This is a genomic window from Shewanella intestini, assembly GCF_018221465.1.
GTDB classification, from domain to species: domain Bacteria; phylum Pseudomonadota; class Gammaproteobacteria; order Enterobacterales; family Shewanellaceae; genus Shewanella; species Shewanella intestini.
The window spans coordinates 1-19,905 of the sequence record NZ_JAAIKR010000021.1 but is presented as its reverse complement, the minus strand read 5'-3'; the positions used below and the strand labels follow the sequence as shown (position 1 = coordinate 19,905).

General features: G+C 39.6%; 21 protein-coding genes and 2 tRNA genes. 16 read left to right on the top strand and 7 right to left on the bottom strand.

Going from position 1 to position 19,905, the window contains the following annotated elements:
- Nucleotides 1-27: 27 nt before the first annotated feature.
- Nucleotides 28-726 carry a DUF445 domain-containing protein gene (locus tag G3R48_RS16175; protein WP_153666236.1) on the top strand — a complete coding sequence of 233 codons (699 nt, stop codon included), beginning with the start codon at nucleotides 28-30 and terminating at the stop codon, nucleotides 724-726.
- 102 nt (nucleotides 727-828) lie between these two features.
- Complete coding sequence (locus G3R48_RS16170) at nucleotides 829-1,023, top strand: DUF1289 domain-containing protein (protein WP_153666237.1); 195 nt, start codon at nucleotides 829-831, stop codon at nucleotides 1,021-1,023.
- A gap of 35 nt (nucleotides 1,024-1,058) precedes the next feature.
- On the opposite strand, the gene G3R48_RS16165 is transcribed toward G3R48_RS16170, so the two are convergent.
- Both G3R48_RS16165 and asnB read right to left on the bottom strand, forming a co-directional pair.
- Complete coding sequence (locus G3R48_RS16165) at nucleotides 1,059-1,553, bottom strand: GNAT family N-acetyltransferase (RefSeq protein ID WP_153666238.1); 495 nt, start codon at nucleotides 1,551-1,553, stop codon at nucleotides 1,059-1,061.
- Between the two features lie 88 nt (nucleotides 1,554-1,641).
- Nucleotides 1,642-3,306, bottom strand: coding sequence for an asparagine synthase B (gene asnB / locus G3R48_RS16160; protein ID WP_153666239.1), 1,665 nt, complete (start codon nucleotides 3,304-3,306; stop codon nucleotides 1,642-1,644).
- Nucleotides 3,307-3,549: 243 nt separating this feature from the next.
- Here asnB and G3R48_RS16155 point away from each other — a divergent pair, with 243 nt between their 5' ends.
- Entirely contained in the window at nucleotides 3,550-3,723 is a 174-nt protein-coding gene (locus tag G3R48_RS16155; protein WP_212593400.1) for a hypothetical protein, read from the top strand.
- 76 nt (nucleotides 3,724-3,799) lie between these two features.
- Here the strand turns inward: G3R48_RS16155 and G3R48_RS16150 are convergent, their stop codons facing one another.
- A complete protein-coding gene (locus tag G3R48_RS16150; RefSeq protein ID WP_153666255.1) occupies nucleotides 3,800-4,579 on the bottom strand; it encodes a hypothetical protein in 780 nt (259 codons plus the stop codon).
- 338 nt (nucleotides 4,580-4,917) lie between these two features.
- On the opposite strand from G3R48_RS16150, the gene cysB reads away from it, so the two are divergent.
- Nucleotides 4,918-5,892, top strand: coding sequence for an HTH-type transcriptional regulator CysB (gene cysB / locus G3R48_RS16145; RefSeq protein WP_153666240.1), 975 nt, complete (start codon nucleotides 4,918-4,920; stop codon nucleotides 5,890-5,892).
- Between the two features lie 87 nt (nucleotides 5,893-5,979).
- Here the strand turns inward: cysB and purN are convergent, their stop codons facing one another.
- Nucleotides 5,980-6,624 (bottom strand): phosphoribosylglycinamide formyltransferase, encoded by a 645-nt coding sequence (purN, locus tag G3R48_RS16140; RefSeq protein WP_153666241.1) that lies wholly within the window; start codon nucleotides 6,622-6,624, stop codon nucleotides 5,980-5,982.
- Nucleotides 6,625-7,662, bottom strand: a complete 1,038-nt coding sequence (gene purM, locus G3R48_RS16135; protein WP_212593399.1) for a phosphoribosylformylglycinamidine cyclo-ligase — start codon at nucleotides 7,660-7,662, stop codon at nucleotides 6,625-6,627. It abuts the gene before it with no gap.
- A 240-nt stretch (nucleotides 7,663-7,902) separates the two neighbouring features.
- Here purM and upp point away from each other — a divergent pair, with 240 nt between their 5' ends.
- Nucleotides 7,903-8,529, top strand: a complete 627-nt coding sequence (gene upp, locus G3R48_RS16130; RefSeq protein WP_153666243.1) for a uracil phosphoribosyltransferase — start codon at nucleotides 7,903-7,905, stop codon at nucleotides 8,527-8,529.
- Nucleotides 8,530-8,710: 181 nt separating this feature from the next.
- Here upp and G3R48_RS16125 read toward each other — a convergent pair whose 3' ends face one another.
- A complete protein-coding gene (locus G3R48_RS16125) occupies nucleotides 8,711-10,030 on the bottom strand; it encodes a Na+/H+ antiporter family protein (protein ID WP_153666244.1) in 1,320 nt (439 codons plus the stop codon).
- A 341-nt stretch (nucleotides 10,031-10,371) separates the two neighbouring features.
- On the opposite strand from G3R48_RS16125, the gene G3R48_RS16120 reads away from it, so the two are divergent.
- Nucleotides 10,372-10,977, top strand: coding sequence for a peroxiredoxin C (locus tag G3R48_RS16120; protein WP_153666245.1), 606 nt, complete (start codon nucleotides 10,372-10,374; stop codon nucleotides 10,975-10,977).
- Nucleotides 10,978-11,108: 131 nt separating this feature from the next.
- On the opposite strand, the gene rnt is transcribed toward G3R48_RS16120, so the two are convergent.
- On the bottom strand, nucleotides 11,109-11,789 hold the full coding sequence (rnt, locus tag G3R48_RS16115; protein WP_153666246.1) for a ribonuclease T: 681 nt from the start codon (nucleotides 11,787-11,789) through the stop codon (nucleotides 11,109-11,111).
- Between the two features lie 186 nt (nucleotides 11,790-11,975).
- Here rnt and G3R48_RS16110 point away from each other — a divergent pair, with 186 nt between their 5' ends.
- From G3R48_RS16110 to G3R48_RS16065, 10 genes are all read left to right on the top strand, one after another.
- Nucleotides 11,976-12,848, top strand: coding sequence for a flagellar protein MotY (locus G3R48_RS16110; RefSeq protein ID WP_153666247.1), 873 nt, complete (start codon nucleotides 11,976-11,978; stop codon nucleotides 12,846-12,848).
- Between the two features lie 1,002 nt (nucleotides 12,849-13,850).
- On the top strand, nucleotides 13,851-14,252 hold the full coding sequence (ybgC, locus tag G3R48_RS16105; RefSeq protein WP_153666248.1) for a tol-pal system-associated acyl-CoA thioesterase: 402 nt from the start codon (nucleotides 13,851-13,853) through the stop codon (nucleotides 14,250-14,252).
- Nucleotides 14,242-14,931, top strand: coding sequence for a protein TolQ (gene tolQ, locus G3R48_RS16100; protein WP_212593398.1), 690 nt, complete (start codon nucleotides 14,242-14,244; stop codon nucleotides 14,929-14,931). The genes ybgC and tolQ overlap by 11 nt, the downstream gene beginning before the upstream one ends.
- The gene (tolR, locus tag G3R48_RS16095; protein ID WP_153666250.1) at nucleotides 14,931-15,359 is read left to right on the top strand and encodes a protein TolR; all 429 of its coding nucleotides are present in this window, start codon (nucleotides 14,931-14,933) and stop codon (nucleotides 15,357-15,359) included. Before tolQ ends, tolR begins: the two co-directional genes overlap by 1 nt.
- Nucleotides 15,360-16,301 (top strand): cell envelope integrity protein TolA, encoded by a 942-nt coding sequence (gene tolA / locus G3R48_RS16090; protein ID WP_194823924.1) that lies wholly within the window; start codon nucleotides 15,360-15,362, stop codon nucleotides 16,299-16,301.
- Nucleotides 16,302-16,341: 40 nt separating this feature from the next.
- Complete coding sequence (gene tolB, locus G3R48_RS16085; protein WP_153666251.1) at nucleotides 16,342-17,670, top strand: Tol-Pal system beta propeller repeat protein TolB; 1,329 nt, start codon at nucleotides 16,342-16,344, stop codon at nucleotides 17,668-17,670.
- Nucleotides 17,671-17,691: 21 nt separating this feature from the next.
- On the top strand, nucleotides 17,692-18,240 hold the full coding sequence (gene pal, locus G3R48_RS16080) for a peptidoglycan-associated lipoprotein Pal (protein WP_153666252.1): 549 nt from the start codon (nucleotides 17,692-17,694) through the stop codon (nucleotides 18,238-18,240).
- A gap of 45 nt (nucleotides 18,241-18,285) precedes the next feature.
- Nucleotides 18,286-19,011 carry a tol-pal system protein YbgF gene (gene ybgF / locus G3R48_RS16075; protein ID WP_153666253.1) on the top strand — a complete coding sequence of 242 codons (726 nt, stop codon included), beginning with the start codon at nucleotides 18,286-18,288 and terminating at the stop codon, nucleotides 19,009-19,011.
- A gap of 292 nt (nucleotides 19,012-19,303) precedes the next feature.
- A tRNA-Lys gene (locus G3R48_RS16070) sits at nucleotides 19,304-19,379 on the top strand.
- A gap of 152 nt (nucleotides 19,380-19,531) precedes the next feature.
- Nucleotides 19,532-19,607 (top strand) — tRNA-Lys (locus tag G3R48_RS16065).
- The last annotated feature ends 298 nt before the right edge of the window (nucleotides 19,608-19,905 follow it).

Here is a 19,905-nt window from a genome sequence, read left to right as displayed (position 1 = left end):
TGAGTTTTTTATTTTGAGGATTTTCAATTGAACAAGAGCGTGATAACTAACCTGCTAGCAACTATTTTAATTATTGTTGGCTATTTCATGGCGCAACCGATCATTTTTACAATGGGCATGTTTGCCTTGTCAGGTGCGATAACCAATTGGTTAGCAATTCACATGTTATTTGAGAAGGTGCCTGGTTTGTATGGTTCAGGTGTGATTCCATCTAGATTTGAAGAGTTTAAAATCGCAATCCATCAATTAATGATGGAGCAGTTTTTTACTCAAGAGAATATTGATCGCTTTTTAACGAGCAAAGATTCAAGCCATTTAAACCTTGCTCCTGTCATTGATAAAGTTGATTTAGCCCCTTCGTTTGATGCGCTAGTAAAGACCGTTGAACAATCTTCATTAGGCGGAATGTTAGCCATGTTTGGTGGTTCAGAGGCGCTTGTGCCTTTGAAAGACCCCTTTATAGAAAAAATGAAGTCTTCATTAGTCGCGCTTTCTGAAAGTGAAGAGTTTAATACTATTTTAATGAATGAATTAGACAATCCAGAATTGAAAGCCAGTATGCAAACTAAAGTGGCGCAAATTGTTGAGCAACGCTTGAATGAGCTCACTCCTGAGTTAGTTAAACAAATTGTACAAGATATGATCCGTCAACACTTAGGTTGGTTAGTGGTGTGGGGCGGGGTATTTGGTGGTTTAATTGGTTTATTCGCCGCACTAGTGGGTTAATTTATCGCTTCTTAAACAACAAACTTGCTAGTACAAGCTTGTCAATTGCGGACTATACTCAGTGTTATAGGCATGATTGACTCGCTTTGCAGGATTTGTTTTATGTTACTTAAAGATAATAGCCGTGTTGTTTCACCTTGTCGGCGAAACTGCTGTTTAGATAACAACGACACTTGTGTTGGATGTTTTCGTTCACTTGAAGAAATTTTAGCTTGGCATTATATGAGTGATAGTCAAAAAAATGATTTACTTCAAACCCTCAAATTTAGAGCCGGTGGCAGCTTTAATATCAAATAAATATGTTTGTACGTTGGTAATATTCTAAAACTTGTTTAAGTCGATTCAATTTCTGTTTTATATAGTTTAAAGCCTCTAGCTAGGTAATTGTTAAGTGCGTTAGGGTGATCAAGTGAGCAGGTGTTGACCGATAATCGTTTAATGCCATCGATTTCCCATGCTGTGCTAATTGCTTTGCTGAGTAAATATCCTCCTAAGCCTTTGCCAATAAATTTTTCTCCCATACCAAAATACATTAATTCAATGTTCCCTCCTTCTTGTTGTAGCTCAAAGTAACCTGCTGGTGACCCCTCCAAGTAGGCGACATAAAGATGTAAATTATCCGCTTCACTATATTGTTGCCATTGTTTGTTTGTCCATTTGAGCTTATCGGTCCATTGCCAAGCTTGCCCAACAAAGGCATATAAAAAACGGTTAAATTGATACTGTTTTATTTGTGCTTGGGAAATGATTAATCCTTTTGAGTCATGCTTTGGCAATAAGGCTTCAGGGCTTGTCATTTCAAGGTAGTAAATGGTGACATCTGGCATAAATGTATATTAATTTTGAATATGTAATGGCATTTAGAATAACAAAAAACCACCCGTAGGTGGTTTCGATTAAACAAATATTTGCCTGTTAATAGGCACTGTCATGGACGTTTTTAACTGCACGGCCAGATGGGTCGTTGATTCCTTGTAAGCTTTCGTCCCAAAGTAATGCCTCTGGCGTTGAGCAAGCAACTGTTTTACCTCCTGGTACTGTTTGCGCCGCACTCGCAAGTGGGAATGATTCTTCAAAGAAGCTGCGATAAAAATAGGCTTCTTTTGATTCTGGTGTATTGTATGGAAAACGGAACTTTGCATTAGCCAGTTGTAAATCATCAATTTCAGCCGCGGCATGATCTTTAAGTCCATCAATCCACGAATAACCAACACCGTCACTGAATTGTTCTTTTTGACGCCACACGACTTCTTTAGGTAGTTCATGTTCGAATGCTTGGCGAAGGATGTGTTTTTCAATGCGACCATCTTTGGACATTTTAGCTTCTGGATTAATACGCATTGCGACATCCATAAACTCTTTATCTAAAAATGGCACTCGTGCTTCTAAGCCCCAAGCGGCCATGGCTTTGTTGGCACGCAAACAGTCAAAAAGGTGTAATTTATCAAGTTTACGAACTAACTCTTCATGAAATGCTTGCGCGTTTGGTGCTTTGTGAAAGTATAAATAGCCGCCAAATAATTCATCTGCACCTTCACCCGACAACACCATTTTAATGCCCATAGCTTTAATTTTTCGTGCCATCAGATACATTGGTGTTGCAGCGCGAATAGTCGTGACATCATATGTTTCAAGGTGATAAATCACTTCTTTAATAGCATCGAGACCTTCTTGGAAGGTAAAGGTGATTTCATGGTGAACGGTACCAATGCTATCAGCGACTTTTTGAGCCGCTTTTAAGTCTGGTGACTCGGCTAAACCGACGGCAAAAGAGTGTAGTTGCGGCCACCATGCAGCGGTTTCACCGTCATTTTCTATACGGTGTTTAGCAAACGTTTGGGTTATGGCTGAAATAACCGAAGAGTCTAGTCCGCCTGATAGTAATACGCCGTAAGGTACATCTGACATCAGTTGTCTTTTTACAGCAGCTTCAAGTGCTTCACGTAATTCATCGACATTGGCTGGGTTCTCTTTAACTGCGTCATATGATTGCCAATCGCGGCTGTAATATTGAATGGCTTGTTGATCTGTAGAGCTTAAATAGTGACCAGGCAGGAACTCAGAAACTGTTTTACACACTGGCATAAGGGCTTTCATTTCAGATGCGACATAGAAGTTACCTTGGGTATCATAACCGGTGTACATTGGAATAATGCCCATGTGGTCACGACCAATTAAGTATTGGTTTTTTTCTTTATCATAAAGAACAAATGCAAATATACCATTGAGTCTGTCTAAGAATTTGACGCCATATTCTTGATATAAAGATAGGATGATTTCACAATCTGAGTTGGTTTGATAAGTGTATTTTTCACCCAATTGTGTTTTGAGTTGCTTATGATTATATATTTCGCCATTTACTGCCAATATGATATTTCCATCATTGCTGATTAACGGCTGTGCGCCATGGTCAACATCGACAATAGCTAGACGTTCGTGAGCCAAAATTGCATGCTGGTCAGTGTAAATTCCAGACCAGTCTGGACCACGGTGTCTTAATAGTTTTGACATTTCTAGCGCAACTTGTCTAAGTTTGCTTGCATCTGATTGAATGTCGAGAATAGCGAAAATTGAACACATGAGATAACTCCAAACCTTAACGATTGATGGCTTTAATGTGCCACTTATTGATAGCTTAAGCAAATTTTCTCTTTGAGCAAACGGCAATATTAGCTCTATTTTAGTGAGGTTTTTTATTTTAAAGCACATCTATTTTGATGTTTATTGAATTATATGGGGCACTTATTGATAATAATTTATTTTGTGGTGGTTTGCTTGGCTTAGGATTATGAAATCTTTGCTGAAAACTCATTATCGATAAATTTGATTATTGCTATTGAAGTGATGTTATTTAAGCTAATTTTATTGCTTGAATTGCTTGAATTGCTTGAATTGCTTGAATTGCTTGAATTGCTTGAATTGCTTGAATTGCTTGAATTGCTTGAATTGCTTGAATTGCTTGAATTGCTTGAATGTTTAAGCAACTTTATTCGCTAGAAAAGTGCTCGAAAGGCTTTAGAGGATTGAAGGGCAATAAAAAACCGCCGAAGCGGTTTTTTATTTTTGAATCGGGTTACCACTTCTTCTTTGGCTGGAAAAGCATATCCAATTCGCTGCCTTCTTTTTTTGGCGGTACTGGAAGTGGATCAGCATTTTTTTGTGCGCCTGTAATTTCTTCTAGTAATTTTTTTGCTTCATCGACTTTCTTTGAGATAAATGGATCATTTGGTGTTTGTGCTTTAATTGCTTGCAGTGTATTCAACGCTTTAGTGACCATTTGTTTACTTGAGCCATATTGTTTCATAAAGCAAGCTGCACGAGCACGGCTGATCATAGAGTCCACGTTAATTCGAAGCTGTAAGCTGTCAATTCGCATTTCTTCTTCTGTAAATATCGTTGGTTCAACTTTGCCTTTGTTATGTTCAGCGCGAAGAATGGCTTTAAGCTTTTTAAGTGTTTTCACTAATTCTAAAATTTGTTTGTCATTATCTGGCAAGCGAAAAGTTTCAATTGAAGGTGCAGTTGACTTGGTGTTCTTCATTTTTTCAATTTGACTGCGTAAATCAATTAAACGCCGCTCATAGTCAGATTTTGTTTGCCCAAGTGTAAATGAGATTGATTGTGCAAGAGCATCTTCAATACGCTTGTAAAGCACCAAAATAATATTGTTAGAACAAGGAACCATGCCTGTATGAGAAAGCACGTTTTCAGTTTCGTCGATAATAGCGCGTTGGCGGGCTATTTCAACTCGGCGTTCAGCTTCAGCTCGTTCTTTTTGTTGCTGTATAAGACTAAAGCCAATAACTAATAAAAGTAAGGCGCCAACAAGGACGAGAACCATGATCAGAGACATATAAATTCCGTGTAGTGATAAAATTCTTTGGGCATGCATTCTTAGGTTGCCAGAAAATCTGTTGATAACCAAATTGTACTTATTTAAACCCAATTAATATATTAGCGTAAGAAAAGTTTACTGTCGTTGAAAAATAAGCAATTTCCTGGTTTTTTAATCTGTTATTTGATATTTGTTAACACCTTGGTTCCAGCTAGGATAATAAACATTCAAATAAATGCATTTTGTTATTACTATTTGCATTAAAATTTAGTATGTACTATAACATTTGATTATAGATAATATGTGTTTTAGACAAGTTATAAGCACATAAAACAGGGCGTTTAATTGAGGTTTGTATGAAATTGCAACAATTGAGGTACATTGCAGAAGTTGTGAAGCATAACTTAAATGTATCTGCTACGGCGGAAAACCTTTATACGTCTCAGCCTGGTATCAGCAAACAAGTCAGAATGCTTGAAGATGAACTAGGTATCCAAATTTTTGGTCGAAGTGGTAAACATTTAACTCATGTCACGCCTGCTGGGCAACAAGTAATTGACATTGCCAATGATATTTTAGGTAAAGTTGAAAGCATTAAAAAGGTGTCGGAAGAATACACTCAGCCCGATAAAGGCGAATTAAACATTGCAACGACAGATACCCAAGCACGTTACGCTTTGCCGCCGATAATAAAAGACTTTATTAAGCGTTATCCTAAAGTTAATTTAAATATGCACCAAGGTACACCAACGCAAATTAGCGAGCTTGCTGCCAGAGGTGATGCTGATTTTGCTATTGCTACTGAAGCGATGCATCTATATGCCGACTTAATTATGTTACCTTGTTACCATTGGAATCGTTCAATTGTGGTTGCAAAAGGTCACCCATTAGCGACAAGAAAGTCTATTTCTATCGAAGATTTAGCGCTTCATCCGTTAGTGACTTACGTTTTTGGGTTTGATAAAGCTTCTGAAATTGAAATGGCCTTTAACCGGGCAAATCTCGATCCTAGAGTCGTGTTTAGTGCAACAAGTGCTGATGTGCTAAAAACATACGTTAGATTAGGTTTGGGTGTAGGTGTTATTGCTAGTATGGCAATTGATCCTGAAGTCGACACCGACATAGTGGCAATTGATGCTAGCCATTTATTTGGTCATAGCACCACTAAAATTGGCTTTAGGCGTGGTAGCTTCTTACGGAGTTATATGTATGACTTTATGTACCATTTTGCGCCGCATTTAACGCGTGAAGTAGTAGAGAAGGCCGTTGGTTTACGAGACCAACAATTAATTGATCGCATGTTTGAAAATATTGAATTACCCGTTAGATAAGCCTAGTGCATGCAAATTAGCATCGGTACTTAAAAAAAATCTCGCATTAGCGAGATTTTTTGTGTCAGATACCGTGCAGTTAATAAATTAGTCTGCAGCGTAACCATGTTCTCCAATAAGATTACCGTCAAGATAAGCCTTACCCGATTGCATTGTTAAGCGTTGTTGACTAAACCATTTGACCACCATGGGATAGATTGCATGCTCTTGTTCATGTACTCGTTCAGATAGTATTTCAACATCATCTTCTAAATACACAGGGACTTTAGCTTGCAAAATCACCGGGCCTGAGTCTAACTCAGGGGTAACAAAGTGGACACTTGCGCCATGCTCACTGTCACCGGCATCAATGGCCCGCTGATGTGTGTGTAAACCAGGGTATTTAGGCAATAGCGATGGATGAATATTGATTATCTTGCCAATAAATTTTTCTACAAAGTTGTTGCTCAAAATACGCATAAAGCCTGCAAGAACAATTAAGTCAGGCTGGTATTTGTTGATGCTCTCAAGTAAACGAGCATCATAATCTTCACGACTTTCATTAAGGTGTGGTATTACACAACTGGTGTCAATTTCACTCTGATGAGCTCGGATTAATCCATAAGCATCGGGTTTATTGCTAATTACCCCAATGACATCAGCCGTTAAGGTATCATCACAACCATCAATAATGGCTTGAAGGTTTGTACCATTACCAGAAATAAGTACAACGACACGACAGCGAGCTGACATTTAGATGATCTCCACTTGCTCTTCATCACCATTACGTGCAGCAATGTTACCAATCAACCAAGCGTTTTCACCTTCGCATGTTAATATCTCAAGTGCAGCGTTTACTTTCTCTGCAGGTAACGCAATGATCATACCCACACCACAGTTGAAGGTGCGGTACATTTCAAATTGTTCAATATTACCGTTGTCTTTTAACCAATCGAAAACGACAGGCCACTGCCAAGAGTCACCGTTGATAACGGCTTTACTATCATCTGGTAATACACGTGGGATGTTTTCCCAGAACCCACCACCAGTGATGTGCGCCATTGCATGGACTTCAGTTTGTTCTAACAGCTTAAGTAACGACTTAACATAAATCTTGGTTGGTTCTAATAGATGATCGATAAGTGGTTTACCAGCTAAGTCTTGTTTAGGGTCAGCTTGGCTCACTTCCAGGACTTTACGGATAAGTGAATAACCGTTTGAATGAGGACCCGAAGAGCCTAATGCAATCAGTGCGTCGCCAGAAGTGACTTTACTGCCATCGATGAGGGCTTCTTTTTCAGCCACACCAACACAAAATCCAGCTAAATCGTAATCTTCGCCTTCATACATACCAGGCATTTCAGCTGTTTCACCGCCAATAAGGGCACAACCAGATTGATGACAACCTTCAGCAATACCGTTGACAACAGAGGTTGCTGTATCAACATCAAGCTTGCCTGTTGCATAGTAATCTAAGAAAAATAGGGGTTCAGCGCCAGCAACGATTAAATCGTTAACGCACATAGCAACCAAATCAACACCAACAGAGTCGTGTTTTTGGTAGTCAATGGCTAAACGCAACTTAGTACCAACACCGTCAGTACCTGAAACGAGTACCGGTTGTTTGTATTTAGTAGGCAGTTCACACAATGCGCCGAAACCACCTAAGTTGCCCATAACTTCTGGGCGGTGGGTGCGTTTTACCGCAGACTTAATGTTATCAACTAATTTGTTACCAGCATCAATATCAACGCCAGCATCTTTGTAACTTAGTGGGGTAGTGGTGCTCACGGAGGATCCTCTCGGGTACATCGTTTTATGGGATTTTATGGGGCGGTATTCTACCAGTTTGTCACTACTCGAGAAAGTGACAATTATGCTTATGCGGTGAATAAAACACATATTTAGCTGATTTATATTGCTTTAGTTCACGATTCATCGTTAATGGCAAACTTTATGTTTTATGATAGGGACAAATGCACTACCATTTGCCCATAATCACCATTCTTTAGTGAGATCGAGGAGAAAAAGATGAAAGTCGTTGAGGTGAAGCATCCGCTTGTACGTCATAAAGTGGGTTTAATGCGTGAAGCAAATATCAGTACTAAGCGTTTTAGAGAGTTAGCAACAGAAGTTGGTAGCTTGTTGACTTACGAAGCTACTGCAGATTTTGAAACGGAAGTTGTAACAATAGATGGTTGGAACGGTCCGGTTGAAGTTGAACAAATTAAAGGTAAAAAAGTCACTGTAGTGCCTATTTTGCGTGCAGGTTTAGGTATGATGGATGGTGTACTTGAGCAAATGCCAAGTGCTAAAATCTCTGTCGTTGGTATCTACCGCGACGAAGACACATTAGAGCCTGTTCCTTATTTTGATAAATTAGTCAGTAATGTTGATGAACGTGTAGCCTTGATAGTTGACCCGATGTTGGCAACTGGCGGATCAATGATTGCGACAATTGATTTACTTAAATCTCGTGGCTGTGTATCAATTAAGGCATTAGTGTTAGTGGCAGCGCCAGAGGGCATTAAAGCGCTAGAACAAGCACATCCTGATATTGAACTATTTACCGCATCAATCGATGATTGCCTAAACGATCAAGGTTATATTTTGCCGGGTTTAGGTGATGCTGGTGATAAAATATTTGGAACTAAATAAATCTGTTTAACCGCAGAGACAAAAAAGGGAGCTTATGCTCCCTTTTTTGTCATTATTTTTACAGGTTAAGTGGCAGTCGTTTGATGATTGGTTGTTGGCTAACAATATCAACTTAACTAAAAGCCATCGTCAATATTTACGCACAATAACTAATAAACGAGCAAATAATGGTATTTACACTTTAAAGCACCATTGCAGCAATCCAACCAAATGCAAGTAAAGGTAAATTAAAGTGAACAAATGTTGGAATAACACTGTCGCGGATATGGTCATGTTGTCCGTCAACATTTAAACCTGATGTTGGGCCTAAAGTCGAGTCTGATGCAGGCGAGCCTGCATCACCTAATGCAGCAGCGGTTCCAACTAGTGCGATGGTTGCAGGGACAGAGAACCCAAAACTTAATGCTAATGGTACGTAAATAGTGGCAATAATTGGAATGGTTGAGAAAGACGAACCAATCCCCATAGTAATTAATAGACCGACAATTAACATTAAAATAGCCGCTAATGGTTTGTTGTCACCAATAATGTCGCCAATGGAAGTGACAAGTGTCATTACTTCACCGGTTGACTTTACTACTTCAGCAAAACCTGCAGCGGCAATCATAATAAAACCAATGTTAGCCATCATCAGCACACCTTGATTAAACAAGTCTTGTCCTGAGACATTTTTTAAAATGCCAGAAAAATTGAAAATTATGAAGCCTGTTAATGCACCAAAAATCATTGAATCTGTAGCTAATTGCACCACTAAAGTGGAGATAATCGCAATAATTGACACCGCGATACTCTTTTTATCAATGCGGGTTTGTGTGTTTTCAATTTTAACGTCAACAGATTCATAATGACGCGGTTTACGATAGCTGATGAACGTTGCAATGAGTAACCCTGTGACCATGCCTAATGCAGGTAATAACATGGCCTGAGGAATTTGGCTGCTGGTGGCTGTTAGGCCATTACTATTTAGATTAGCCAGTAAGATGTCATTTAAGAAAATGCCCCCAAAACCTATCGGTAGAATCATATAAGTGGTGACCAAGCCGAAGGTAATAAAGCAAGCGATTAAGCGGCGATCAATCTTCAGGGTATTGATGACAAGTAATAATGGCGGAATTAAAATAGGAATGAATGCGATATGAATTGGCAGCACGTTTTGTGAAGAAACCGCCATTGCTAATATGCTTAACAACAATACCCAACGTAGTACGTTAGTATTGGTTGCATTAGGTTCTTTACCTAATTTTTTGATGAGCGTTTGCGAAATTAACGTTGTTAACCCTGAGTGCGATAAGGCGGATGCAAAAGCCCCAAGTAATGCATAACTTAGGGCAATTTCAGCGCCGCCACCTAAGCCGTTATTAAAGGCGGAAATCGTTCCGTCAACACCTAGTCCACCGACTAAACCAGCAACAACAGCACTGATGGTTAAGGCGATAACGACATTGACTCGAGCAAAACTTAACAGCAGCATTAAGCTAACTGCAATAACAACAGCATTCATATTGTAAATTCTTATTAATTAATTTAAAGGCTATTTTTGACTTGCTAACACGTATTTGTCTAGCTTAAAGTCTTTTTTTATTAAGTTTACTTTAATATTTACGAAAACAAGTCATTGATGTGAATAATGTGTAACGCCAATGTTTTTGTTGTCATCGGTGTTATCCATTGTGACTAGCGTAAAGAGAGCTGCTTATGTTGTTATTTTCTGCAAATAAACGATATTTTATGCTAAAACCCTTATAGACTGACTCAATACCTTGTATGGTATATCCAGTTTTATATCCTTATATGGGTGTAAATTTTACTTGAGTCTATTTAAGCCATTAATGGAGATTATAAATGAGCGTATTAGTAGGACGTCCTGCCCCAGATTTTACTGCTGCAGCTGTGCTTGGTAACGGTGAAATTGTTGAAAACTTTAACTTAGCAACTGCAATTAAAGGCAAACCTGCGGTAATTTTCTTTTACCCATTAGATTTTACTTTTGTTTGTCCGTCTGAGTTGATTGCTTTTGATCATCGTTTAGAAGAATTTACCAAACGCGGTGTTGAAGTGATTGGTGTTTCAATTGACTCTCAGTTTTCACATAACGCATGGCGTAACACCCCTGTAGATCAAGGCGGTATTGGCCCAGTTAAATATACATTAGTTGCAGATGTTAAACATGAAATCTGTAAAGCATACGATGTTGAGCATCCTGATGCGGGTGTTGCATTTCGTGGTTCGTTTTTAGTTGATAAAGACGGACAAGTTCGTCACCAAGTGGTAAACGACCTTCCATTAGGGCGTAACGTTGATGAAATGTTGCGTATGGTTGATGCGCTTCAATTCCATGAAGAACATGGTGAAGTTTGTCCAGCTGGTTGGTCTAAAGGTGATGAAGGTATGACTGCGAGCACTGAAGGCGTTGCCTCTTACTTAAAAGACAATTCTGACAAGCTTTAATCGCTTAATCAATAATAAAAAAAGCTGCCATTGGCAGCTTTTTTTATGAGTATTATGAAGTAGTACCTATTTGAGAAAAAGAAAATGCATTTTCAGGTGTAGATTTTTTCATGTGTCAAATGAGCATTTGATTAAGAGTCATCATTGGATGACGTTAATTCATTTTGCTGTTCGTCTTCGCTAATGAGTGGCCAACCACCCAGTTCTTTCCAGCGATTAACAATATGACAAAATAGCTCAGCTGTGCGCTCGGTATCATATAAAGCAGAATGCGCTTCGCTATTATCAAAATCGATGCCAGCCATTTTACAGGCTTTGGCCAATACAGTTTGACCAATGGCTAACCCTGCTAAGGTTGCAGTATCAAAACTAGCAAAAGGGTGAAAAGGTGATCGTTTAAGTGAATTACGCTCAATAGCCTGATTCACAAAGCCCATGTCAAACGCGGCGTTATGAGCAACAATAATACTTCTGTGGCAGTCTACCGCTTTTTGTGCCTTTTTCACTTCTTTGAAAATTTCTAAAAACGCGACTTTTTCATCTACCGCACCACGTAATGGATTAGTGGGATCGATACCATTAAATGCTAATGCCTCAGGTTCAAGATTCGCGCCATCAAAAGGTTCAATGTGGTAATGCAGCGTTTTATCTAATTCAATCACACCATCATCATTCATTTTTAGCATGGTTACAGCGATTTCAAGTAACGCGTCGGTCTTGGCATTGAATCCTGCAGTTTCAACATCAATGACAACGGGGAAATAACCTCTAAAGCGGTGTTTAAATTTATTGGTGTCGCAAATATCACTCATGCTTAGTGCATCCTTAAAACGAAGTCATCGAAAATCGGTTGATGACATAAGCTGGCTATTATGGACAATCAGTTCGAGCCTGTCATGTTAGTTAGTTTAAAAATCATTCAATTGATGCATTTATCACTAAAGCAAAACAATTTAGCGCCGATAACAAGTTAAGACTAATAGAGGAAGGGTAATTTTATGTGGCGCAATCTTATATTGACACTGTCAATATTAATGAGCTTTTCGGCAAATGCTCAGTTACGTCAGTATGTGGCAACATTAGAAAATTCCTCTTGGAAAGTCAGTGAAAGTTCACCCGTAGAGTGCAAACTTGAACATAATATTCCCGGTTACGGCACTGCGTTGTTTACGAGCCATTCTGGTAAAGACATGAATATGTTATTTACCCTTGATATGTGGTTAAAGCCAGATGCTGTCACCAACGCCAAATTAGTCAGCATGGCGCCGCAATGGCGGCCTGGATTAAATTCTCGAGAAATTACAAAATTAACCTATCAGCGTGAATTCGATGGCGAAGTCCCTAAAAAAGCTGCTTGGGCAATGTTGAATGAACTTAGTCAAGGCATGGTGCCCACTTTTTATTATGCTGACTGGTACGACCCGACTTCTAAAGTCGCTGTTGGGATTTCATCGGTTAATTTTAATGGTAAATACAAAGAATTCAGGTCATGTTTAGCTAACTTATTACCATTTAGTTTTGATGATATTGCCTTTACTGTTCTTAATTACAAAGATGGCGGAACTGAGCTGACACATTTTTCTACACAACAACTGAAAAGGGTGCAGCAATATTTAGCTTATGATAAGGATATTGAACTCGTTTTAGTTGATGCTTATACGGACAGCTATGGTGGGCATTCTGTCAATCAACGCGTTTCCGATAAGCGTGCGAGGTCAGTGAAAGATATTTTAGTTGCAAGTGGCATTGACCAAACTCGGATAACAACGAATGGACATGGTGAAAAAAGGCATGTCGCGGGTAACACTTTAGCAGCAGACCGGCAAATCAACCGACGCGTAGTGATAAAAATTACCAAGAGCAATAGCTAATCTAGCTTAAGTAACATTATAATAAATATTGTTAAATTCATTTGAAAACCTCGAATTGATTCGGGGTTTTTTTATGGAGATCATTTAATCATTAATTAAATGATGCTCAATATTCTGTTTTAATCTTTATTTAAAAGACATCAAGGATACTGCAACTAAAGAGACATGTAACAGTTTTACTTTGCAAATAACTGCTCGCACTTTATCTCTCCATCAAAATATAGATATTAAGTAGATTTACGTAAGTCACTAATTAAATTAGTTTATTGTGGTAATGCTGCGTAAAGTGTAAAAAAAAGCCTGCTTAAATTAAGCAGGCCGAATAATTTGCAATCAACAAATTGAAGGAAGGAAGTCAAGCATAAGAACCAAATGAAATTGATGTATTGGGTTACACCAATTTTATGTTCTTTGCTCCCAAAACTGAATCATCATGTTTGAGAACGTAGTTATAGTAAGTTTTAGATGCTCAGTTTACAAACTAGAAAAACTCTTATTAAGCATTAGTTATACTAATGATTAAGTGTGATCTTGAACACGTCTAGTTGGCTTGAAACCGCTTAATATCAGCTTTTTAGGCTTTGTAGTCATCAAAAGTGCATATTTAATCGGATAAGTGAATCTAAGTAAGATAAAATTTTGTTAACAGCCAGTTGAGAACATGCTGTTCAAGATGATTTTTCTATCAAGGGCTGATTTTTAAGTGTGTTTAGTTGAACTATTGAATTATTTATAGCGGTCACCATGCATGTCGATCCGGTAAATTGACTTCTATCTATTAGCACTTTGTTAGGGCACAGACGATGGTATTGAGTTCGACGATGGGGATATATCGCGATGGTAAATGAAGGGTAAGATTAATAATTATCCACCTACACGTCAATCTGGTGCACATTAGCCCCTTTTCATGTGTAAAAGTCGTATTTCATAAGTAACATTATTCACAAGGTTAAATTGACTCGGTATAGTAAGCGAAAATAGATAAATATAATGCATAACCTCATGACCTTTGATTGGCCTATTTCTATCTACTATGAAGATACTGACGCTGGTGGCGTTGTTTATCATTCCAATTACCTCAATTTTTTTGAACGCGCAAGGACGCAATGGCTAATGTCATTGGGGATCAAGCAGTCTGAATTACTTTCTCAAGATATTGCATTTGTGGTAAAAAAAGCGGACATTGATTTTCAAATTGCGGCGCGTTTCGAACAATCTTTGACTGTGCGGTCACAGATCATGCGGTTAAAAAAAGCCTCGATGGTTTTTCATCAGCGCTTGATAGACACCGATTACCAAACTTATTGCGAAGCAACTATAACCGTTGCTTGTATTTCACTTTCAAAAATGCGCCCAAGGGCAATACCGCCTTCTATCATTCAGGAGTTCACACGTGCAAGCTGATATTTCATTTATTGGTCTTTTCTTAGAAGCAAGCTTACTCGTTAAGTTAGTGATGCTTACTCTGTTAAGTTTGTCAGTGCTTTCTTGGGCCGTCATTATCCAACGACGAAAGTTGCTAATCCATGCGCGTACACGTTCATTAAAATTTGAGGACACGTTTTGGTCGGGTGTGGATTTAAACCGTCTATATAAAGAATTAAATGCAAGAGGCGATGGTGTGACAGGGCTTGAAGCCATGTTTGTTGCAGGCTTTAAAGAATACTCACGCTTAAATAAAGTGAATAGCAAAGTACCAGAAGCGGTGATGGATGGTACATCACGCGCCATGCGTGTGAGCTTATCTCGTGAAATTGAGAAGGTAGAAAATAACTTACCCCTGCTTGCCACGATTGGTTCAACCAGCCCTTATATTGGCTTGTTCGGAACTGTATGGGGGATTATGAACTCATTTATTGCATTGGGTGCAGTTCAAAATGCCACGTTAGCTATGGTTGCTCCTGGGATTGCTGAAGCGCTAATTGCAACCGCAATGGGACTTTTTGCAGCGATTCCTGCCGTGATTGCCTATAACCGTTTTACAACTCAAGTTGATAAGTTAGAAGCGTCTTACGCGAACTTTATGGAAGAGTTTTCCAATATTTTGCAACGTCAAGCCTACGCTGATAGGGATGCAGGCTAATGTATCAAAGAAAACGTCGTCGCCCCGTTGCTGAAATCAACGTTGTTCCCTACATTGACGTGATGCTGGTGTTGTTAATTATTTTTATGGTAACAGCTCCAATTGTATCTCAAGGCGTTAAAGTTGAGCTGCCTCAAGGTGAAGCCGAGGCGCTGCCAGCTGAAAGCAAGCCTCCTATTGTGGCGTCGATCGATGCCGCTGGTGATTATTTTCTTAACGTTGGCAGTGGTTCAACTTCAGATCCAATGGACTTAGATCAAGTTGGGATTGAAGTCGGCGCATTAGTGCAATTGGAACCCGATCGTCCTGTGGTTGTCAAAGCAGACAGGTCAATCCCTTATGATAGTGTCATTCAGTTAATGGTGACCTTGCAACATTCTGGTGTGCCAGCGGTTGGATTGATGACCGACTCTCCGGAGGATAAATAATTGGCTGTTAAATACGAACTTTCTGTCCCGTTAATGATTTCAGGTGCAATACATGTTGGTGTGATTATCTTTTTGATTGCGGGGGTGAATTTTGATGAAAAGCCCAAGCATATTACACCCGCGCCAAGCGCTCCTGCTGTACAAGCAATTGTGATTGACCAGAAGAAAGTAGATGAACGCGTTGCCAGAATAAAGCAACAACGTGAAGATGAAGCTAGGAAAGAGAAAGCCCGTCAAGATGAACTTGACCGCCGTGCCCGTGAGGCCACAAAAGCGCGTGAGCTTGAGCAAAAGAAAATTAAGCAATTAGAGGCTCAGCGTAAGCAAAAAGAAATTGAAACCAAGCGTGCAAATGATGCGGCTAAAGCGGCGCAATTAAAGCAAAAGCAAGAACGTGAAAAAGCGGCTAAAGCCGAGTCGCTTCGTAAACAAAAAGAACATGAAAAGAAATTAGCTGAACAAGCAGCAGCTAAAGCTGCGCAAAAGCGTAAAGCAGAAGAAGCCGCAGCTAAGAAAGCGGAGCAAGAACGTAAGCGTAAGGCAGAAGAGGAACGTAAACGTAAAGCTGCCGCTCAAGCTAAAGCGCAACAAGAGCGTGAAATGGCTGAAGCAATGGCGGCAGAGCAAACTGCATTGTCCAAAACGCGTAATAAACAAGTTTTGTCAGAGGTCGGTAAATATCAAGCTATGATCCAAGCCACTATTCAGCGATATATTGTGTTTGATAGCTCAATGCAGGGCAAAAGTTGTCGGGTGTTTTTACGTTTGGCAAGAGATGGTTTTGTTACGGCAAGTCAGACCCTTGATGGCGATCAAGTGGTGTGTAGAGCAGCAAAGGCAGCGATTAATAAAGTCGGTAAACTGCCAATGTCGGCAGAACCTGATGTATATGAAAAATTGAAAGAAATTAACTTAATTGTGTCTCCAGAGATCGGTCATTAATCGTATTAACCCGTAGTGCCTTATACAAAGAAGGAATCTCATGAAAATCTTGGTTAAATGGTGTGTGTTTGCACTTGTTATCATTACAACTCCGGTGCGTGCAGCATTGGATATTGTTATTACCGAAGGTATTGATGCAGCAAGACCTGTTGCCATTGTGCCGTTTGTTTGGCAAGGGCAGGGGCCTGTTCCTGCATCTATTTCAGATGTCGTGGTTTCAGATTTAGCGCGAAGCGGCACGTTTAAGCCGCTTGATACTCGGGCGCTGCCACAGCAAAACATTGCCAATGTAGCGCAGTTTAACGTGCAACAATGGCATGGTATTGAATCAGAAGCTTTAGTTGTTGGTTCTGTTAAACCTTATGGTGTTGACCAGTATTTAGTTAAATTTGAACTCATTGATTTAGTTAAAGCACAGCTTGAAGCCACTAAAGGGCCCGCTAGCAAAGATAGCTATTTATTAGAAAACCGTGAAACGGTGATTAGTGCGAATCAATTTCGCCAATATAGCCACCGTATTAGTGACATCGTTTATGAAAAGTTGACAGGGATTCGCGGTGCTTTTTTAACCCGCATTGCTTATGTGGTTGTCAATCATGAAGCTAAATCACCATACCAATTAATGATTTCTGACTACGATGGGTTTAATGAGCAAATGTTATTACGCTCTCCGGAGCCATTGATGTCACCAGCATGGTCACCTGATGGTCGCCGTTTAGCGTATGTCAGCTTTGAAAATCGCAAAGCAGAAATCTTCGTCCAAGATATTTACTCCCAGCAACGCACCAAAGTGAGTAGTTTTAATGGTATTAATGGTGCGCCGACCTTTTCACCTGATGGAAAGAAACTGGCGGTAACGTTGTCTAAAGATGGCCAACCAGAAATCTATGTTATCGACATTGATACCAAAGTCAGTCAGCGAGTGACCAACCATTATGCTATTGATACTGAGCCTTCTTGGTTTCCAGATGGTAAGTCACTGTTGTTTACCTCTGAACGCGGTGGCAGACCACAGATTTATAAAGTGAATTTGCAAACTAATAAAGTAAGTCGAATGACCTTTGAAGGTGAGTGGAACTTAGGCGGTTCAATTACCCCTGATGGTCGCAGCTTGATATTTGTAAATCGCACTAATGGGCGATATCACATTGCGCGTATGGATTTAGCGACAAGGTATATGCAGGTGTTATCGTCAACTCAGCTCGATGAATCTCCAAGTGTCGCACCCAATGGCACCATGGTTATTTATGGTACGACCTATAAAAACCAACAAGTGTTAGCAGCAGTTTCTATGGACGGTAGATTTAAGGCTAGATTGCCAGTCGGTAAAGGGGCGGTTAAATCACCGGCTTGGTCACCATTTTTATAATTTTTAAAGTAAGGATTTATGATGGATCTGAATAAACTATTCAAAGCAATGGTTATTGCTATCCCTTTATTCGCGTTAGGTGCTTGTAGCTCAACTTCTGAGTCTGAAACCGACGCAAGTAGCTCAACCTCTTCTACGTCAGGACAGACATCAGGTGAGTATGCTAATGGCGGTGTTGAAACAGGCGGTGTTGCACCGGTGTTGTCTCCTGTTGAACAACAAAAATTAAAAGAACAAGAGCTTCGTCGTGAGAACATCATTTATTTTGATTTTGACCGAAGTGAAGTTCAAACTGAAAATGCCGAAATTTTACAAGCTCATGGTAATTACTTAGTTGAGCATCCAAATGTCAAAGTGTTGATTGAAGGTCATGCTGATGAGCGTGGCACACCTGAATACAACATTGCTCTGGGTGAACGCCGTGCTAAAGCGATTGCTAAGTATTTACAATCTATGGGTGTACAGCCTAGCCAAATGAGTATTGTGAGTTATGGTGAAGAAAAGCCACTAGACTTCTCTCGCTCAGAAGGTGGATTTGCTAAAAACCGTCGTGGTGTTTTAGTTTATTAATCTCAGTTTATATAAACCACACAAAAGTGGGCTAGGAGTAACAGGATGAAACGTACGGTTTTAATGACGGCAATGATATTTACAATGGGTAATGCTATGGCAGCTGCCCCTGTTGTTGATATTGCAGCAGGCTCAAGCCAAGATCGTATCGCTAAGTTAGAGCGTATTCTAAAAGCGAAGCAACAGAGTGAATTTGATATGCAGCGACGTTTAGATACGTTGCAAAGTGAGGTTCTTGAGTTAAGAGGACTTTCAGAACAACAACAATATCAAATGGATCAAATGCTACAGCGACAACGTCAACTGTATGAAGATATTGCTAATTTAAATACCAAGTCAGCAGAACCTGTTACGACTAATACACATGGACAAGAAGCCAATTCAGTGCCTTCCTCTTTGGGGGAAACAGCAAGCTATGAAGCGGCTGTGAACCTCGTTCTTAAAGAGCGTAAGTACGATGAGGCGATTCCAGCATTTGGTGACTTTATTAAGCAATATCCACAATCGACATACGCACCTAATGCGAATTATTGGTTGGGGCAGCTACTTTATAATAAAGGTACGTTAGATGCAGCTAAAAATGCGTTTAACATTGTGGTGAATAAATATCCTAAATCTAGCAAGCGTGGTGATAGCCTTGTTAAGTTAGGCATGATTGCTGAGAAACAAAACGATAAAACAACGGCTACTTCTTTGTACAATTCAGTATTAAAAGAATATCCCAATAGTGCATCTGCAAGGTTAGCTAAGCAACAATTAACCAGTCTTTAGTCTCATTTGTATCAATAAACAGCCTCTTCGGCCGTTTTTCATGCAAACGGCAAAAAATTAGAAAATTGCGCTTGCATGAAGATACGAAAACGGTATTATAAGCGCCCTCAGCACGGCACGCTGCTGAGAGTTGCTTTTAAGCAGTTTTAAAAATTGTTTTAAAACGTTTTTAAGTCAGTGTTTATTCTTACTAATTAGTATAATGAGTAAGAAGGAGTTAGCTCAGTTGGATGTGCAATCATACAGTTGGCTTTTCTTCCACTCAATACATTAGTATTGATAAAACCAAGATGGGCTGTTAGCTCAGTTGGTAGAGCAGTTGGCTTTTAACCAATTGGTCGAAGGTTCGAATCCTTCACAGCCCACCACTTCTCTGAAAGTGAGATTGCCAGTTAGGCTTTAATTCAGACGTAATCCATCATTACGTAAAACCAGATGTGGGTGTTGGCTCAGTTGGATGTTTAATCAGACAGTTGGCTTTTTATCCATTCAATACAATTGGTATTGATAAAATCAAGATGGGCTGTTAGCTCAGTTGGTAGAGCAGTTGGCTTTTAACCAATTGGTCGAAGGTTCGAATCCTTCACAGCCCACCACTTCTCTGAAAGTGAGATTGCCAGTTAGGCTTTAATTCAGACGTAATCCATCATTACGTAAAACCAGATGTGGGTGTTGGCTCAGTTGGATGTTTAATCAGACAGTTGGCTTTTATTCCATTCGATACAATTAGTATTGATAAAACCAAGATGGGTTGTTAGCTCAGTTGGATGTTCAATCAGACAGTTGGCTTTTTATCCATTCAATACAATTGGTATTGATAAACCAAGATGGGCTGTTAGCTCAGTTGGTAGAGCAGTTGGCTTTTAACCAATTGGTCGAAGGTTCGAATCCTTC

Excerpts from the sequence above, each read along its gene's own strand:
- G3R48_RS16150 (WP_153666255.1), bottom strand. The coding sequence starts at position 4,579 with ATGTCTCTGATCATGGTTCTCGTCCTTGTTGGCGCCTTACTTTTATTA.
- cysB (WP_153666240.1), top strand. The coding sequence starts at position 4,918 with ATGAAATTGCAACAATTGAGGTACATTGCAGAAGTTGTGAAGCATAAC.
- G3R48_RS16110 (WP_153666247.1), top strand. The coding sequence starts at position 11,976 with ATGTGGCGCAATCTTATATTGACACTGTCAATATTAATGAGCTTTTCG.
- G3R48_RS16170 (WP_153666237.1), top strand. The coding sequence starts at position 829 with ATGTTACTTAAAGATAATAGCCGTGTTGTTTCACCTTGTCGGCGAAAC.
- G3R48_RS16165 (WP_153666238.1), bottom strand. The coding sequence starts at position 1,553 with ATGCCAGATGTCACCATTTACTACCTTGAAATGACAAGCCCTGAAGCC.
- G3R48_RS16125 (WP_153666244.1), bottom strand. The coding sequence starts at position 10,030 with ATGAATGCTGTTGTTATTGCAGTTAGCTTAATGCTGCTGTTAAGTTTT.
- pal (WP_153666252.1), top strand. The coding sequence starts at position 17,692 with ATGGATCTGAATAAACTATTCAAAGCAATGGTTATTGCTATCCCTTTA.
- asnB (WP_153666239.1), bottom strand. The coding sequence starts at position 3,306 with ATGTGTTCAATTTTCGCTATTCTCGACATTCAATCAGATGCAAGCAAA.
- tolR (WP_153666250.1), top strand. The coding sequence starts at position 14,931 with ATGTATCAAAGAAAACGTCGTCGCCCCGTTGCTGAAATCAACGTTGTT.
- ybgF (WP_153666253.1), top strand. The coding sequence starts at position 18,286 with ATGAAACGTACGGTTTTAATGACGGCAATGATATTTACAATGGGTAAT.
- tolB (WP_153666251.1), top strand. The coding sequence starts at position 16,342 with ATGAAAATCTTGGTTAAATGGTGTGTGTTTGCACTTGTTATCATTACA.
- upp (WP_153666243.1), top strand. The coding sequence starts at position 7,903 with ATGAAAGTCGTTGAGGTGAAGCATCCGCTTGTACGTCATAAAGTGGGT.
- ybgC (WP_153666248.1), top strand. The coding sequence starts at position 13,851 with ATGACCTTTGATTGGCCTATTTCTATCTACTATGAAGATACTGACGCT.
- rnt (WP_153666246.1), bottom strand. The coding sequence starts at position 11,789 with ATGAGTGATATTTGCGACACCAATAAATTTAAACACCGCTTTAGAGGT.
- purN (WP_153666241.1), bottom strand. The coding sequence starts at position 6,624 with ATGTCAGCTCGCTGTCGTGTCGTTGTACTTATTTCTGGTAATGGTACA.
- G3R48_RS16120 (WP_153666245.1), top strand. The coding sequence starts at position 10,372 with ATGAGCGTATTAGTAGGACGTCCTGCCCCAGATTTTACTGCTGCAGCT.